The following is a 15,611-nucleotide window of genomic DNA, read 5'->3' on the forward strand; positions in this document are numbered from 1 at the left end:
CTTGGTGGCAACGTCCTGCGGGCCCAGCGTATTCAGAGCGTTTGACCGTCGACGGCCAGGCTGACGCCAGCTGGCAGCGCGTCGGGATGCTCCAGCAACCAGGCGTCCAGATTGTGGCCGATATGGGTCAGCACGGCCTGGTCCGGTTGCAGCTCGGCAATCACTGCCAGCGCACGAGTCAGATCATTATGGTTCTGCGGCGCCTCTTGGGGCGGGCTCGAACAGTCCAGCACCAGCAGGTCGAGCGGGCGCTGGCGCAGCACCGTCAGGCTGACTTCGGGCACGCCAAGGGTGTCGGTGAGATAGGCGATGCGCCGACCCATTCCCTCGAATAGATAGCCCAGGGTCGGCTTCGAATGATTGAGCGGCAACGCAGTGACGCTCAGCTCACCCAGCTCGCGATGCTCCAGCGCGGCGAAAGGCTGAGAAAAATCCAGAATGCCGGGATGCTTGTAGAGATCGGCCAGCCCCTCGGGATCCTGCGGGCCATGCACCGGAATCCGCATCCCGAGCCCCCAGCGCAGGTGCAGTAGACCCTGGGCGTGGTCGGCGTGGTAATGGGTTTGCAGAATGCCGCTGAGGCTGCCCGGCGCGAAACGCTCGGTCAGGTCGGTGAGGCCGCTGTCGACCAGCCAGCGTTGCGAGCCGCATTCGATTAGTGCGCAGCAGGGTCCGCGGCGCCAGGTCGAATCGGCGCGAGCCCGGCAACAGGCTGCGCAATCGCAGTTGTACACCGGCACCTGACGGGCGTTGCCGCTGCCGAGGATGGTCAGGCGCATGCGCGACCCCGTTCGATCAGTTGCAGCAGGCGCTGCATGGTTTCTTCCAGCGGCCCAGAGTTATCCAGAATGAGCACCTCGCCCTGCTCCGCCGCCGAATAAAACTGCTGGTTGCGCGCCAGCCGCGCTTCGATTTCATCGAGCGACTCGCGCCCCCGCGCCAGCAAACGCTCACGCAATACGGGCAGCGCTACCGTGAGTAATACCGCGCACAGCTGCGGATAGCGCTCCCGCGCCTCTGGTAGGTAGCCTCGCGAACCGTTGACCAGCACATCCTCGCCAGCCGCCATCCAGTCGTCGATCTCGCGGGAAATGCCGTAGCGCAATCCGTTGGCTTGCCAGTGCAGGGCAAACGCACCGCTATGGCGCAACTGCTCGAACTCGGCTTCCGTCACCGCCAGGGCATCCTCCCCTACCGCTTCGGCGGAACGGGTGATGACGCGCCGCGCGATCCTGCATCCGCGCGCCTGCAATGGCTCGCTGGCAGCCTGCAACAGGCTGTCCTTGCCCGCGCCGGAGGGGCCCATCAGATAGATCAGTCGTCCCGTCATCCGTCCCTTCATCAAAAGACCCTTCTGCCTTGTCGCCATACCTGTCGGACCACCGGCTGGCCCTGTCTGTCGCTCGCCTGCAGTAGGTCCGCGCGCAGGCCGGGACGAATCTCGCCGCGATCATCGAAGCCCGCTGCCACGGCTGGCGCCAGACTAACCGTGGCGATGGCCTTGGGCAGATCGTAGGCGTTGTCCTGTGCCGCGAGTAGAAACGCAGCTTGCAGCAGGCTGGCCGGATAGTAATCGCTGGAAAGGATATCCAGCACGCCGCGCCGCGCCAGATCAGCCGCGGCAATATTGCCCGAATGCGAGCCGCCACGAACGATGTTCGGCGCGCCCATCAGCACCTTGAGCCCATGCACATGGCTGGCCTCGGCCGCTTCGAAGGTGGTGGGGAATTCAGCAATGGCCATGCCGAAGCCGGCCGACTCCGTTACGTGGGCCAGCGTCGCGTCATCGTGGCTGGCCAGGGCCAAACCGCGGGCCTGACATATCTCGACGATGGCGCGGCGCTGCTGATCGCTGTACTGCCTGGAGTTGGCGGTTTGCTGGTCGCTGAACGCATCCATCTCCGCCTCGTTAAGGTGGTACTTGCCCATGTAGTACTCGCGGTACTTCTCTGTCTGGGCGAATTGCCGCTGGCCCGGCGAGTGGTCCATCACCGATACCAACTGCACCAGCGGATGTTCCACCAGGTCGCGAAACACCGGCAGCGCATCCGGATGGCAAACCTCGCAGCGCAGGTGCAGACGATGATCGGCGCGGGTGTCTCCGGCTGCCTCGGCCTGGGCGATGGCGTCGAGCATGGCGGGCAACTGCTGCATGCGCTTGCCGCGCGGGTTGATGTCGCCGATGGACAAGGCATCGAACACCGTGGTGATGCCCGCGGCAACGATCTGCGCATCGTGGGTCAGCACCGCTGAGGCCGAGGGCCAATCGACACCGGGACGTGGCGTCATGTGTTTTTCCAGATTGTCGGTGTGCAGCTCGACCAGCCCTGGCATCAGGTAGTCACCGTTCAGGTCCTGAGCCTGTGGCAGCTGGCTGCGGCCCTCGCTCACATCTGCGATCAGGCCGTCACGGATCACCAGCGTGCCGTCGATCACCCGGTCGGCCATGACGATCCGCGTGTTGCTCAGTATCAGTTCAGCAGGCATGGCGATGCTCCTCGGCAGTCATGTCCAGATAGCGATCGGCGACTGCCTCTCGTATGGCACGGTCATGGAAGATGCCGATCAGCGCGGCCCCGGCGGCCTTGGCTTCGGCGATCAGTTCCAGCACCACCTGGCAGTTCGCCTCGTCCAGCGATGCGGTGGGCTCGTCCAGCAGCAGCACCGGCCACTGCACCATGAAGCCGCGCGCCAGGTTCACACGTTGCTGCTCGCCGCCGGAAAAAGTGCCGGGCGCCAGCTGCCAGAGCCGCTCGGGGATGTTCAGCCGGGTCAGCAGGCTTTCCGCTCGGGCCTGAGCTTCCTGCCGGCTCCAGCCTCGCGCCAGCGCCGGTGCCATCACCACTTCAAGGCAAGGCACCCGTGGAATCACCCGCAGAAACTGGCTGACATAGCCGAGGCTTTCTCGGCGTACCGACAGCATCTGTCGGGGCTCGGCACCGACCAGCTCCAGTGGTTCGCTGCGATGGCGCAGGCGGATGCTGCCGGTGGCCAAGTAGTTGCCGTACAGGCAGCGCAACAGGGTGGATTTGCCGGCACCGGAGCGTCCGTGGAGCACCAGGCACTCTCCAGGGGCCACGGTAAAGCTCACCTCATGCAACACGTCGAGCGTTACGCCGTGCTGCTGGTGAAGGGTGAAGGACTTGCGCAGGTCCCTGACCTCAATCGGGTTGTTCATGAGCGATCACCGAGAATGGACTGAATAGATAGCGGCGAGATGGTCTGCGATAGCCGATCAACCCCACTCATGGCTGCAACACCGAAGACACCAGCAGCTGCGAATAAGGGTGCTGCGGGTCGTCGAGAATCTGATCGGTGAGGCCGGTTTCCACCACCCGCGAACGGCGCATGACCATAAGCCGATCCGCCAGCAGCCGCGCCACGGCGAGGTCGTGGGTGACGATGACCACCGCCAGATCCAGCTCGTGCACCAGCCCGCGCAGCAGGTCGAGCAGGCGTGCCTGCACCGAGACGTCGAGGCCGCCGGTGGGCTCGTCCATGAACACCAGGCGCGGCCCGGACACCAGATTGCGGGCAATCTGCAAACGCTGCTGCATGCCGCCGGAAAAGGTGCGCGGCAGGTCATCGATACGCGCCGGATCGATCTCCACCTGGCTCAGCCAATCCAGCCCGGCCTGGCGCAGCTGGCCGTAATGGCGCTGCCCCTGGGCCATGAGCCGCTCGCCGATGTTGGCGCCGGCCGAAACGCCCATGCGCAGGCCGTCGCGCGGATTCTGTTCGACGAAGCCCCATTCGGTGCGCAGCAAGCTGCGGCGCTCGGCCTCGCTGGCGGCATATAGGTCGAGCCAGGCGCCATCCCGGCCGCGGTAGCTCACCGAACCCCGGTCGGGCGGGCAGCGCCCGGACAGCAGGCTGAGCAGCGTGGATTTGCCGGAGCCGGACTCACCGACGATCCCCAGTACCTCACCGGGATAGAGATCGAAGTCGACGCCCTGGCAGCCGGTGTCCGGCCCGTACAGGCGAGTCAGCCCGCGTACCGAAAGCAATGGCTGGTCGAGGCGGCTGGCAGGTTGTTGCAGATCGAGCGCGGCGTTCATTCGGCGGCCTCCTGGGCGTCGCGGCGTTGCGTGCAGTAGTCGGTATCGGAGCAGACGAAGCGCTTGGTGCCGGCGTCGTCGACGATGAGTTCGTCAAGGTAGGAGCTTTCGCTGCCGCAGAAAGCGCAGCAGTGATCCCAGGCCTGAATGGCGAAGGGGTGATCCTCAAAGTCCAGGCTGCGCACATCGGTGTAAGGCGGCAGGGCATAGAGGCGCTTCTCGCGGCCAGCGCCGAACAGCATCAGCGCCGGGCTCATGTCCAGCTTGGGATTGTCGAATTTGGGAATCGGCGAGGGGTCCATCACGTAGCGACCGTCCACCGTCACCGGGTAGGCATAGCTGGTGGCGATATGGCCGAAGGTGGCGATGTCCTCGTAGAGCTTGACGTGCATGACCCCGTAGTCCTCAAGGGCGTGCATGGTCCGGGTCTCGCTTTCCGAGGGTTCGATGAAGCGCAGCGGTTCCGGGATCGGCACCTGGAAGACCATGAGCTGGTCGTTGCGCAGCGGCGTTTCCGGAATCCGGTGGCGGGTCTGGATCAGCGTCGCCTCGGGCGTGCGGGTGGTGGTGGCGACGCCCGCCGTGCGCGCGAAAAACCGGCGGATCGACACCGCGTTGGTGGTGTCATCGGCGCCCTGGTCGATCACCTTGAGCACGTCCTCGGCGCCGAGAATGGCCGCGGTCAACTGCATGCCGCCGGTGCCCCAGCCATAGGGCAGCGGCATCTCGCGGCCGCCGAAGGGCACTTGGTAACCCGGAATCGCGACGGCCTTAAGCAGCCCGCGGCGGATCATGCGTTTGGTCTGCTCGTCGAGGTAGGCGAAGTTGTAGCCCTGCTCCGTCGCGCCGGGCTGGCGTTCAGTGACAGTCATGTTCATGCGCGGCGCTCCTCGGCCTTGGGCTCGGGCTGGGCCGTAACGGTCTCCTCGACCGGCGCGCGGCGCAGCTTGCGAATCAGCTCCAGTTCGGACTGGAAGTCGACGTAATGCGGCAGCTTGAGGTGCGAGACAAAGCCACCAGACTCGACGTTGTCGCAGTGCATCAGGACGAACTCTTCCTGCTGCGCCGGGCCCTGCACCGTCTCACCGTACTCGGCGCCACGCAGCGCGCGATCGACCAGTGCCATGCCCATCGCCTTGCGCTCGGCGTAACCGAAGGCCAGCCCGTAGCCACGGGTGAATTGCGGGTCCATGCCCTGGCCACCGACGAACTGGTTGACCATCTCGCACTCGGTCACCTCGATATCGCCCAGCGGCACGGCGAAGCCCAATTCCGGCGGTTCCATCCAGACCTCAACCTGGCCGATGCGGATTTCTCCCGCGAAGGGGTGGTTGCGGCCATAGCCACGCTGGGTCGAGTAGCCCAGCGCTAGCAGGAAGCCCTCATCGCCACGGGCCAGAGCTTGCAGGCGCTGGGCACGATCACTGGGGAATTCCAGGGGCTCACGAGTGATGTCCGGCACGGCCTGATCGCCGCCGCGCTCGGGTTTCATCAAGCCTTCCTTGGCGAGCAGGTCGAGCACACGCGGGCAGGCTGCCAGCTCGGCTTGAGGATCAAGCTCCGGACCGGGATGTTCGCCTTCGGCCAGCAGGCTGAAATCCAGCAGGCGATGGCTGTAATCGAAGGTCGGGCCGAGCAGCTGGCCGCCAGGCAAATCCTTGAAGGTCGCCGAGATCCGCCGGGTCGGGCGCATCTGCGCGGTTTCCAGCGGCACGCTGTTGCCAAAGCGCGGCAACGTGGTGCGGTAAGCCCGCAACAGGAAGATGGCTTCGAGCAGATCGCCGGCCGCCTGCTTGATTGCCAGCGCAGCCAGTTCTTCATCGAACAGCGAGCCTTCGGCCATGACCCGCGCCACCGCCAGCGGCAGCTGCTGGCGAATCTGACTGACGCTCAATTCGGGCAAGGCGGTGTCGCCACGGCGCTTCTTCGCCAATAGTCGGTGGGCATTGTCGATGGCCTGTTCGCCACCTTTGACGGCTACATACATCAGGCGACCTCCTCTATCGATGGCGCGATGCGGGTGCTGCGGGGCAAGCCGAGCACGGTCTGGTCGGCGGCGAAGAACAGGTCCAGCCCGCGGGGGAAATCATTGCGGGCGGCGCGCTGCTGCCAGAACGAGGCCGGCACCGGCAGGCTCACCTCGCGCTGGCCGAGAATGCCGGGGCCGCTCCAGCTCAACGTCGGGCCACTGTCGAGGCCATCGAGCTGGACCAGCAGCGTGCAGGACTGGTCGGGGAAACGTTCGCTACCCGTGCAGAAACCGGACAGGTCATCCAGCGCCTGCGCGTCGAGCAATGCGAACTCGGCCGTTTCGCGCTCAGCAACGATCGGGCACCCGCAATGAAATGCCAGGTTGGTGCGCACCGTCGGCGTATCGAAGGCGGGCGCCAGCCACAACCGCGTCTCGCCATCGAGCAGGCTCAGGCACAAGGCGTAGGTCGCCGACGCCAGCGGATCGAGGGCCGGAACAGCAATCAGCGGCTGCGCCAGGCCGGGTTCGGCGAGGGCCTTGAGCGCGGCGCGGAAAATACGCTGGCTGTCCAGCACCTGATCATCGAGTGCCGCGTACAACAGGTCTGCGCTCATCAGTCCTCTCCTCTCACCAGGGTGAAGAATTCCACTTTGCTGCTGGCCGTCTCGGCGTCTTGTGCGGCGCGGCGGGTTGCCTGTGCAGCCGCTAGCGGTGCGATCAGTTGCTGCTGCCAGCGCGCCTGATCGCGCCCCTGCAAATGCGCGTCGGCCAGCGCGGCCAGTTCGGCGTGACGCTTGTCGCGCCCGGCCACGTAGCTGTAACCGGTGCGGCCGTCGCCCAGACGCACGACGCAGCGGGTCACACTCATCTCGCCCAGGTTGAACGCGGCGCCAGTGCCGCCCATGCGACCGCGGACCAGGGTCATGCCGATCTCCGGCGCCCGCACCATTTGGTACTCGATGTCCTTGAGTGCAGCCTCGTAGCGCGTCAGCTCATCACCGGCACGGGCAAGCACGCCCATCCAGCGCTGGCGAGTGGCTATTTCTGGGGTCATGCGCGTCTCCATCAGGTAGCGACCTGGTACTGGAAGCGGTCGGCTCGGCTGGTCGATAACGACAGCTCCACCGGCCGCCCGGCCAGGTCATGGGAAAGGGTGAGTACGGTCAGCAGCGGCGCATGGCGCGGCATCAGCAATTGGTCGGCCTCATTGGGCGTGGGCAGCCGTGCGCCAATCAAGCTAAAGGCGCGGCTCAGCGGCAGTTCGCGCTCGGCCAAGTAATGGCGCAGCGAGCCGCCGTTGTATTCGGCCAGTAGCGACTGGCGGCTGGCACAGAAACGGTGGCGAATCAGACTCACCGGCTGCTCGTCGAGCAGACGCAGGGTGTGCAGCTCCAGCAGCGACGCGCCTTCGTCCAACTTGAGGTGTTCGGTTTCTTCGACGGTGGCCGGACGCAGTTGGCGCTGCAGCAGGCGAGCCTGGACGCCGAGCCCCTGCGCCGACAACGACTCGCTGTAAGCGCTGCCCGCCGCCAGCGGGTAGATCAACGGCCGCTCCAGTACCCGTGTGCTTCTGCCCTGCTGGCGCAGCACCCGGCCCTCGCTGACCAGTTCGTCGATGGCGCGGCGCAGCGTGTGTCGATTCACCGCGAAACGTGTCGCCAGCTGAACCTCGCCGGGCAGCTGGTCGCCCGGCTGCAGATGACGCAATTCATCGCGCAGCTGGGCGGCCAGTTGCAGGTATCGCGGCTGCGGTTGTCTAGACATGTGCATGGCTAAAAAAAGACGCGCGCGGCGTCCCTCTCCGGTCAGATGAACAATTTGCGCAAGCGCTGAGAAACGATGTCGATCACGCTCACCACCGCCACGATGACGATCAGCAAGGCGCAGGTCTGGCCGAACTGGAAGCCGCGAATGGCCTCCCAAAGAATCACGCCGATGCCGCCGGCACCGACCATCCCCACCACTGTTGCCGAGCGCACGTTGGATTCGAAGCGATACAGCGCGTAGGAAATCCACAGCGGCAGCACCTGAGGAATGACGCCGAATATGACCTCTTGCAGGGCGCTGGCGCCGGTAGCGCGGACGCCTTCCACTGGGCCCGGTTCGATGGCTTCAACCGCTTCGGCGAAGAGCTTGGCGAGCACGCCGGTGGTGCCGACGAACAGCGCCAGCACGCCGGCAAAAGGCCCGAGGCCAACCGCTACGACGAAGAGCATGGCGAAGACCATTTCATTGATCGAACGGCAGGCGTCCATCACGCGTCGGACCGGCTGATAGACCCACCAGGGCACGATGTTCTCGGCGCAGAGAATGCCCAGCGGGATCGCGCAGAGGATCGCCAGCACCGTGCCCCAGAGGGCGATCTGCACGGTGACGATCATTTCCTTGAGGTACAGCTCCCAGTTGCTGAAGTCCGGCGGAAAGAAGTCAGCGGCGAAGGTCGCCATATTGCCGCCGTCGCGGATCAGCGCCAGCGGATTCATCTCGGCGCCTTGCCAAGACCAGCCCAGCACTGCCAGGAAAAGACCCCAACCGATCAGCTTGAACCACGAATGTTTCTGCGATGCGGCAACGGGGGTAGGTGCGGTCAGAGAAGTCATGGATGCTCCGGCAAACAGAGGTCGGCCGCCGCTTACGCGGCGGCCAGCGGATCAGCCCGCCGTAGCGGCGGCGGTTTTCTGCTCGATCTCGGCCATGCGCTGCTCAAGCGCCGCAAGCTGGGCGTCCAGCTCCTTTAGCTGAGCCTGCTTGTCGCTTTCATCGAGCTTGGCGTTGTTGGCGACTTCGCTGCGCTGTTTGAACAGCTCCAGTTGGCGAATCGGTAGCAGCTGATCGTCATCGGAGGCGCGGAACTTGCCCCACTGCAGGTCAGCCAGCACCTTCATCTCGCTCGGCTGATCGCCATAGGTCATGAAGAATTCGCGGATGCCGGCCTTGGTCGCTTCCGGCAGATTCTTGCGCCAGACCATGGGGTCGGCGGGAATCAGCGGCGACGTCCAGATCACCTTGAGCTGAGCGGCCTTCTCCGGCGCGGTCAATTCCAGGCGCTCCATGCCTTCGTTGTTGAAGGTGCCGACGTCGACCTGCTTGTTGGCCACCGACAGGGCGTTCACTTCGTGGCTGCCGTTGAGCGAGCGCTTGAAGATCTTGTTGGCGTCCACCTTGTTCTTGGCAAAGACGTAATAGCCCGGCACCAGATAGCCCGAGGTGGAGTTCGGATCGCCGTTGGCGAAGGTCAGGTTGGCGGCGTCCTTGAGCATGTCGTCGACGGAGTCGATGGGGCTGCCCTTGTGCGCTACCAGCAGGCTGTAATAGCCCTGAGCGCCATTGGAGGCGACGGTTTGAGCGAAGATCTCGCCGCCGGCGCGGTCCACGGCTTCCATCGCCGACTTATTGCCGTACCAGGCCAGGTCGACCTTGTCGAAGCGCATGCCCTGGATGATGCCGGCGTAGTCCGGCGCGAAGAACGCGTTGATCTTCATCCCGGTGCGCTCGCTCATGGCGGCGAGGAACGGGTCCCAGACAGCTCGCAGATTCTGCGACGACTCGGTGGAAATGATGCCGAAGTTCAGTTCCTTGCCATCATCCGCGTGGGCGCCGCCCAGCAGCGAGCCGGTCAGCAAGGCAGAGGCGGCAAGGACGCGGCCAATACGATTGAACATGGAAAAGCTCCTGTCAGAGATAGACGCTTTGGTTGGCATGACGTGGGATCAAGGGAAGTGGTGCTCAGGCCTTGGCCAGGCTCAGCGTGCGGAGCTGTGCAGGCGCCGCTGCGGCAGGCGAGCGGGTCTGATCGGAAAACAGAAGATTGGCGTCGAGATCGGCGCCGTAGAGATCGTTGAGAAAGCGGCCATCGAGGTCGGCACAAGCGCCGTCGTAATGGATGCGGCCATCCTTGAGTGCCACCGCTCGGCGGCAGTAACGCAGGGCATAATCGACTTGATGCAAGGTCACCACCACCGTCTTGCCGTCGCGTCGGTTGATGTCAGCCAGGATGTCCATGACCTTGCGCGCGGACTCGGGGTCGAGCGAGGCGATCGGCTCGTCGGCAAGGATCACTTCGGCTTGTTGGGTGAGCGCACGGGCGATGGCGACCCGCTGCTGCTGGCCGCCGGACAGCGTCGACGCACGCTGATCAGCGCGGTGGGCCAGCCCCACGCGCTCCAGTGCTGCCAGCGCCTGCTGCTTCTGCTCAGCGGTGAACATGCCCAGCGAACCGCGCCAGCGCGGCATCCGTCCGAGAAAGCCCAGCAGCACGTTGTCCAGCACACTGAGGCGGTTGACCAGATTGAATTGCTGAAAGATGTAGCCGATGTCTGCACGAAGCCGCCTCACGTCAGCATTCAAACGTCCCGCCGACTGCACTTCACGACCGAGCACCTGGATGTTGCCACCACTGCGATCACAGCAGGCCAGGCCGGCGATGTGCCGCAGCAGTGTGGACTTGCCGGAACCGGACGCGCCGATCAGCGCCACCATCTCGCCCGGCTGCACGGACAGCGCCAGATCATGCAGGGCACGTTTGCCTGCGAAAGTCTTGTTCAGACTGTCGACACGGATAACTGCACTCATGGACCGTCTCCCTCATCGAGAACGACGGCAGCCCCTTGTTGGCCGCCGTCTGATGAGGCATGACCTTAGGGCCGGCTAATGTCGCTTCGGTGAACGGTCTATGACGGTTTAATGACTTGTCTAAACAGGCGAGACGGGCTTCGGAACCCGCTCGTCAAAGCGCGCCGTCTAGCTCGCGGCGCGGCGTCGACTGGCCGTTCGCAGCCTATTTTGGAATGCCATTCACCTGATCGCCGATACCTGCCCGGTGCTGACTAAACCACCCCTGATTGACCTCAAGCGCATAACGCGCCGGCTCGCGCGAGCAGCGGATCGCGGTGCTCAACGGCTCCAGGTCGATGACATCGACGATGCGCCCCTGCTCGTCCATAAAGGCAGCCGACAGCGGCAGCGGCGTGTTCTTCATCCACAGGCAGTGGCGACGAAAATCATCGAAGCGAAACAGCATGCCGCTGTCCGCCGCCAGCTCGGTGCGCTCCATCAGACCGCGTTCGCGGTCGGCTGCTGAACGGGCGTATTCGGCCTGAAGCCGTGCATCGCCCACACGCAGATCGAGTAGAGGTTCGGCGCTGGCAAACAAGGGCAACAGCATCAACGACAGCAAGGCGGCGCGCATATAGATAGGCTCCAGATAGGGTCGCGAATGAGCCGCTCAGTGCTGGTCAGTCGCAGCTGGCTGCGAGCCATGCAGCGAACGCACCAGCGGCCCGACCGTCAGGCCCTGCAAAAGAATCGAGACCAGTACGACGATATAGGTGAGGCTCAGCAGCAGATCCCGTTCCTCTCCCAGCGGCAACGACAGCGCGAGCGCAACCGAGACGCCACCACGCAGGCCGCCCCAGGACAGGATGCGGATGGTGCCGCGGGTGATCTGCCGATCCGTGATGCCGTAAATTTTACGCAGCGTGACGATCATCGGTGCCACGGTAAGCACGCGCGATAGCAGCACCGCGCCGCCCAGCAGCATCGCCGCCACCGCGTGCAGCCAGCCGAACGGCAGGATCAGCAGTTCGAGGCCGATAAGCGCGAACAGCAACGCATTGAGGATTTCGTCGATCAGTTCCCAGAAACCATCAACGTAACGCCGCGTGCTGTCGCTCATCGCCTTCTTGCGGCCCTGATTACCAATGATCAGGCCGGCCACCGCCATGACGATAGGCGCCGAAACGTGCAGATGAGTCGCCAGCGCCGAGCCGCCGAACACCAGCGCCAGGGTCAGCATCACGGATGGCTGATGCTCATCGACCTTGCTCAGCAGATAGAACACACCGAAGCCCAGCACGACCCCCAGCACGATGCCGCCGACCGCCTCCTTGGCGAAGAGCAGGCCGAAGTCGGCAAGGCTCGGTTCCTGGCCAAGGCTCAACACGCCCAGCAGAATGCTGAACAGCACCACCGCGGTGCCGTCATTGAACAGCGATTCGCCAACTATGGTGGTCTGTAGCGGTTTCGGCGCGCCGCTAGTCTTGAGGATGCCCATCGCCGCGATCGGATCGGTCGGGGAGATAAGCGCACCGAACAGCAGGCAATAGATGAACTCGATGTGCCAGCCGAACAGCCCGAAAATATTGAACGCGAGCCAACCCACCACCAGGGTGGAAAACAGCACGCCACCGGTGGCCAGGATGCCGATGGGCCATTTGTAGCTGCGCAGGTCGTCGAGGTTGACGTGCAAGGCGCCGGCGAACAGTAGTGCCGGCAGAAACCAGGTCATCAATACGGCGGAGAAATCGATCTGCTTGACGATCTGCTGCATTTCGGTTTCAAGCACCGGATAGCCCAACGCCGAGAAACCCAGCGCGATAAGCGACAGGACTAGCGCCGTCAGCATCACCCCGATGGTTGGCGGCAGCTTGATGAAGCGGTAATTGACGTAAGTGAAGAAGGTCGTCAGCGCAATGAACGCCGCCGCTAGGTCGAGCATCGGAAAACTCCAGCCAGTTCGTAGCGGGCCATCTTAGCGATTCGCCGGGCAGTTACGCGGGCGTCAGTCGATGTCGACAATTGGCTGCTCGGCTTGCTGAGTGCCAGCGTCGGTCCCGTAGCGTTTCTGACAACGCTCACAATAGAAGGCGCGGCGCTTGCTTCGCCCCAGCTCCTTGGCTTTGACGAAAGGGATTTTGCAGCGCGGACAGGTCGTTTTCGTATGTGCTAGCCAGTGCGCTTTGAGCGCGCCCTCGCGCTTCCACTGGAGAAATTCGAAGCTGTAAGTCCGAACCTCTCGCGCCAGTTCTCGCAGCTTCGCCGCCGGCAGATCGCCGATCAGCGACAGCGGATGAATGCGGGTGCGAAAAAGCACTTCGTTTTTGATGATGTTGCCCGAGCCCGAGAACAGCGTTTGATCCAACAGCGCATCACAGGCGAGCAGGCGTGGCCGTGCGCGTAATTTCTTGAGCGTCGCGCGGCCATCCCAGGCGTCGCTCATGACATCTGCACTCCAGTCGTAGGCATCGTCCAACAGGCCTTCGATGGGCTGCACCGAGCATCCGTAGAAATTCAGCTCGCCGTTGGCGAACCCCAGACTCAGGCGCGGCGCGGATTCCTTGCGCTCGTTGATTCGATAACTGCCGAACAACAGCAAATGGATGCGCAGAGAAACGTCGTCCAGCTCGATCAGAAAGTGCTTGCCCCAGCTGCGAAACGATCGCACCGTCTGGCCGACCAGCCGCACCTTATCGAGCTTGGAGTTGCCCTCGGCACGTTCGATGACCTGGCCGGTAAACACGTCGGCCTGTTCGCGAAGAATGACGATCGATGGACCTTCGGGCATGGCGATATCGCTTCGGCAGGGGCGTTATGGATATCGACTTGGATCAGTCGCGAAGGTGCGGCCGGTCATCGGGGCTTCGTGAGCAAGCTCGCTCTATATAAAGGCGCACGGGGTCCAGCGGCGTCACCAATCCAGCTGCAGACGGCTTTCGAACCGGCGCGGCTCGCCAGTCAGCGGATCGCGAAATTCCAACCCGCGCGCCAGCAGTTTGAGCGGCTTGGAATAGTCGTCTTGATCTCGGCGCCCACGCTCGATCAGCTCGGGATAGAAGGGATCATTGCAAATACCGGCGCCCAGCGTCGCCATCTGCAGGCGCAGCTGATGCTTGCGTCCGGTGACCGGATACAACGCGTAGCGCCAGAGCTCGCCACGCCGCTCGAGCACCTCGATACGCGTCTCGCTGTTGGGCTCTCCGGCGCCCTTTTTCATCAAGAAGAACGGCTCGCCATCGACCATGTGCAGCCGCTCCTGACGCGGGAAATTCAGATCGGGCAGCGCCGGGCAGATCGCTTCGTAACGCTTGTCTATCTTCCGCTCGCGAAACAACGCCTGGTAGCGGCCACGGCTTTCCGGATTGGTGGAGAACAGCACCAGCCCGGCGGTCAGCCGGTCGATGCGGTGGATAGGCACCAGATCGGGATTACCCACGCGCTTGCTCAGGCGCGCCAGCAGCGTTTCGTTGACGTATTCGCCGGCCGGCATCACCGGCAGGAAGTGCGGTTTGTCGGCCACCAGCAAGTGCTCGTCAAGATGCAGCACCTGCTCCTCGAAGGGGATCGGCTTTTCATTCGGCACTTCGCGAAAGTAATGAATCTTTAGCCCGGCTCGATAGGGATGCGTCACCGCCAATGGTTGTCCATCCGCGCCCAGCACACGCCCTCTGGCGAAGCGATCTGACCAGATGTCACGATCGATCGCCGGGAAATGCGCGCACAAGCAGTCGAGCACGGTGGCCCAATCACCTTGGGGCAGATGAAGGGTGCTGCGGGCATTAGGGGCAGTAGCGGACATGACGGTGCGTACGAGCGGAAAAGGCCAACGATGATACCCGACCGCCGCGAGCGCTCCGACATCGATGTCCGACCAACTTGATTAGCCACAGCTGTCGATTTGTATCGCTACCAGTCGACCATTCGAGAGCGCATCGAAATCATCGATGGCCAGTTCACTCGTCCCGCAACCGGAGGCCCACGATGCACAACCATCCGATCGTTTCCCGCCAGCAGTGGCTGGCCGCCCATACCGCGCATCTGCTCAAGGAAAAGCAGGTCACTCATCAACGCGAGGCGCTCGCCGCCGCCCGTCGCGAATTGCCCTGGGCGCTGGTGGACAAGCACTACGCGTTTCAGGACGCAAGCGGCCCGGTAGGTTTGGACGAACTATTCGAGGGTCGCAGCCAACTGATCATCAAGCACTTCATGTTCGGCCCCGACTGGCAGGAAGGCTGTGTGGGTTGCTCGTTCGAGATGGATCACCTGCAGGGCACGCTGGTGCACCTGGCCAACCACGATGTCAGCGTCGTCGCTGTGTCGCGAGCGCCTTTTGCCACGCTCGACGCGTTCCGCCAACGGATGGGCTGGCCGATCCGTTGGGTATCGTCTGCCGGCAGCGATTTCAATCGCGACTTCCACGTCTCGTTCGATCCCGAGGACATCGTCGACGGCAAGGTCTTTTACAACTACAGATGGGAGCCGTTCGTCTGTGAGGAGCTGTCGGGTTTCAGTGTGTTCTATCGCGACGAGGATGGGCGCATCTTCCATACCTTTTCGGCTTACGGGCGCGGTGCGGAGGAGTTGCTGGGTAGCTATGTGCTACTCGACATGACACCCAATGGCCGCAGCGAGAACGGGCCGCAACACAATCTGACCGACTGGGTTCGCCATCATGATCGCTACGGCAGCGGCGGCACCGTCGATATTACCGGACGAGCCCGACCAGGTGATTCCACCGCCTCTGCCGGCTGTTGCCATCAGGTAGACCCTCAGTGAGCCAGTGGAAGCATCGTGGACCGGGCCGGTCGGTGCTCCGCTTCAATCTCACAGAGAGCGACGCCGAAGCAACACCGGTGGGCTGAAGCCCACCCTACGGCGATGCATGACAAGCTGAGGCATGGTGGCCGGCCCGCCCTGCAATGCTGAAGCCGGCGAACCCTGGCGGGGTCGCCCTGTCCAGACTAGAACACCCAGCGCCGAGGCCCGTCCCGGCTGCCCGGCCGTTTCCAGTCAAATCAGGCGAGATA

General features: G+C 63.7%; 18 protein-coding genes. 1 reads left to right on the forward strand and 17 read right to left on the reverse strand.

All coding sequences use genetic code 11. The annotated features are described in order from the left end of the window. Nucleotides 1–32 precede the first annotated feature (32 nt). From phnP to E0D86_RS15465, 17 genes are all read right to left on the reverse strand, one after another. Entirely contained in the window at nt 33–779 is a 747-nt protein-coding gene (gene phnP / locus E0D86_RS15385; RefSeq protein ID WP_131650903.1) for a phosphonate metabolism protein PhnP, read from the reverse strand. After that, on the reverse strand, nt 770–1,330 hold the full coding sequence (gene phnN, locus E0D86_RS15390; RefSeq protein ID WP_131650904.1) for a phosphonate metabolism protein/1,5-bisphosphokinase (PRPP-forming) PhnN: 561 nt from the start codon (nt 1,328–1,330) through the stop codon (nt 770–772). Before phnN ends, phnP begins: the two co-directional genes overlap by 10 nt. 11 nt (nt 1,331–1,341) lie before the next feature. Then, entirely contained in the window at nt 1,342–2,487 is a 1,146-nt protein-coding gene (locus E0D86_RS15395; RefSeq protein ID WP_131650905.1) for an alpha-D-ribose 1-methylphosphonate 5-triphosphate diphosphatase, read from the reverse strand. Beyond that, nucleotides 2,477–3,178, reverse strand: a complete 702-nt coding sequence (phnL, locus tag E0D86_RS15400) for a phosphonate C-P lyase system protein PhnL (protein WP_131650906.1) — start codon at nt 3,176–3,178, stop codon at nt 2,477–2,479. Before phnL ends, E0D86_RS15395 begins: the two co-directional genes overlap by 11 nt. Before the next feature lie 67 nt (nt 3,179–3,245). Further along, nucleotides 3,246–4,058, reverse strand: coding sequence for a phosphonate C-P lyase system protein PhnK (phnK, locus tag E0D86_RS15405; protein WP_131650907.1), 813 nt, complete (start codon nt 4,056–4,058; stop codon nt 3,246–3,248). Beyond that, nucleotides 4,055–4,930, reverse strand: coding sequence for an alpha-D-ribose 1-methylphosphonate 5-phosphate C-P-lyase PhnJ (locus E0D86_RS15410; RefSeq protein ID WP_131650964.1), 876 nt, complete (start codon nt 4,928–4,930; stop codon nt 4,055–4,057). Before E0D86_RS15410 ends, phnK begins: the two co-directional genes overlap by 4 nt. A 2-nt stretch (nt 4,931–4,932) precedes the next feature. After that, nucleotides 4,933–6,045, reverse strand: a complete 1,113-nt coding sequence (locus E0D86_RS15415) for a carbon-phosphorus lyase complex subunit PhnI (RefSeq protein ID WP_131650908.1) — start codon at nt 6,043–6,045, stop codon at nt 4,933–4,935. Then, complete coding sequence (phnH, locus tag E0D86_RS15420; protein WP_131650909.1) at nt 6,045–6,644, reverse strand: phosphonate C-P lyase system protein PhnH; 600 nt, start codon at nt 6,642–6,644, stop codon at nt 6,045–6,047. The genes E0D86_RS15415 and phnH overlap by 1 nt, the downstream gene beginning before the upstream one ends. Next, the gene (gene phnG, locus E0D86_RS15425) at nt 6,644–7,096 is read right to left on the reverse strand and encodes a phosphonate C-P lyase system protein PhnG (RefSeq protein ID WP_131650910.1); all 453 of its coding nucleotides are present in this window, start codon (nt 7,094–7,096) and stop codon (nt 6,644–6,646) included. Before phnG ends, phnH begins: the two co-directional genes overlap by 1 nt. Further along, a complete protein-coding gene (phnF, locus tag E0D86_RS15430) occupies nt 7,096–7,800 on the reverse strand; it encodes a phosphonate metabolism transcriptional regulator PhnF (protein ID WP_131650911.1) in 705 nt (234 codons plus the stop codon). The genes phnG and phnF overlap by 1 nt, the downstream gene beginning before the upstream one ends. 35 nt (nt 7,801–7,835) lie before the next feature. Further along, a complete protein-coding gene (gene phnE / locus E0D86_RS15435) occupies nt 7,836–8,630 on the reverse strand; it encodes a phosphonate ABC transporter, permease protein PhnE (RefSeq protein ID WP_131650912.1) in 795 nt (264 codons plus the stop codon). Nucleotides 8,631–8,681: 51 nt separating this feature from the next. Next, nucleotides 8,682–9,692 (reverse strand): phosphonate ABC transporter substrate-binding protein, encoded by a 1,011-nt coding sequence (gene phnD, locus E0D86_RS15440; RefSeq protein WP_131650913.1) that lies wholly within the window; start codon nt 9,690–9,692, stop codon nt 8,682–8,684. A gap of 64 nt (nt 9,693–9,756) precedes the next feature. Next, the gene (gene phnC / locus E0D86_RS15445; protein WP_131650914.1) at nt 9,757–10,602 is read right to left on the reverse strand and encodes a phosphonate ABC transporter ATP-binding protein; all 846 of its coding nucleotides are present in this window, start codon (nt 10,600–10,602) and stop codon (nt 9,757–9,759) included. Nucleotides 10,603–10,807: 205 nt separating this feature from the next. After that, the gene (locus E0D86_RS15450) at nt 10,808–11,218 is read right to left on the reverse strand and encodes a DUF192 domain-containing protein (protein ID WP_131650915.1); all 411 of its coding nucleotides are present in this window, start codon (nt 11,216–11,218) and stop codon (nt 10,808–10,810) included. A gap of 36 nt (nt 11,219–11,254) precedes the next feature. Further along, entirely contained in the window at nt 11,255–12,526 is a 1,272-nt protein-coding gene (locus E0D86_RS15455; protein WP_131650916.1) for a sodium:proton antiporter, read from the reverse strand. A gap of 63 nt (nt 12,527–12,589) precedes the next feature. Continuing rightward, nucleotides 12,590–13,372 (reverse strand): DNA-formamidopyrimidine glycosylase family protein, encoded by a 783-nt coding sequence (locus tag E0D86_RS15460; protein ID WP_131650917.1) that lies wholly within the window; start codon nt 13,370–13,372, stop codon nt 12,590–12,592. A 123-nt stretch (nt 13,373–13,495) separates the two neighbouring features. Beyond that, nucleotides 13,496–14,383, reverse strand: coding sequence for an RluA family pseudouridine synthase (locus E0D86_RS15465; RefSeq protein ID WP_177493059.1), 888 nt, complete (start codon nt 14,381–14,383; stop codon nt 13,496–13,498). 182 nt (nt 14,384–14,565) lie between these two features. Between E0D86_RS15465 and E0D86_RS15470 the strand changes: the two genes are divergently transcribed. After that, nucleotides 14,566–15,360, forward strand: coding sequence for a thioredoxin family protein (locus E0D86_RS15470; protein ID WP_131650918.1), 795 nt, complete (start codon nt 14,566–14,568; stop codon nt 15,358–15,360). The last annotated feature ends 251 nt before the right edge of the window (nt 15,361–15,611 follow it).

It is taken from the genome of Pseudomonas sp. IC_126 (assembly GCF_004331835.1).
Classification (GTDB): Bacteria; Pseudomonadota; Gammaproteobacteria; order Pseudomonadales; family Pseudomonadaceae; genus Stutzerimonas.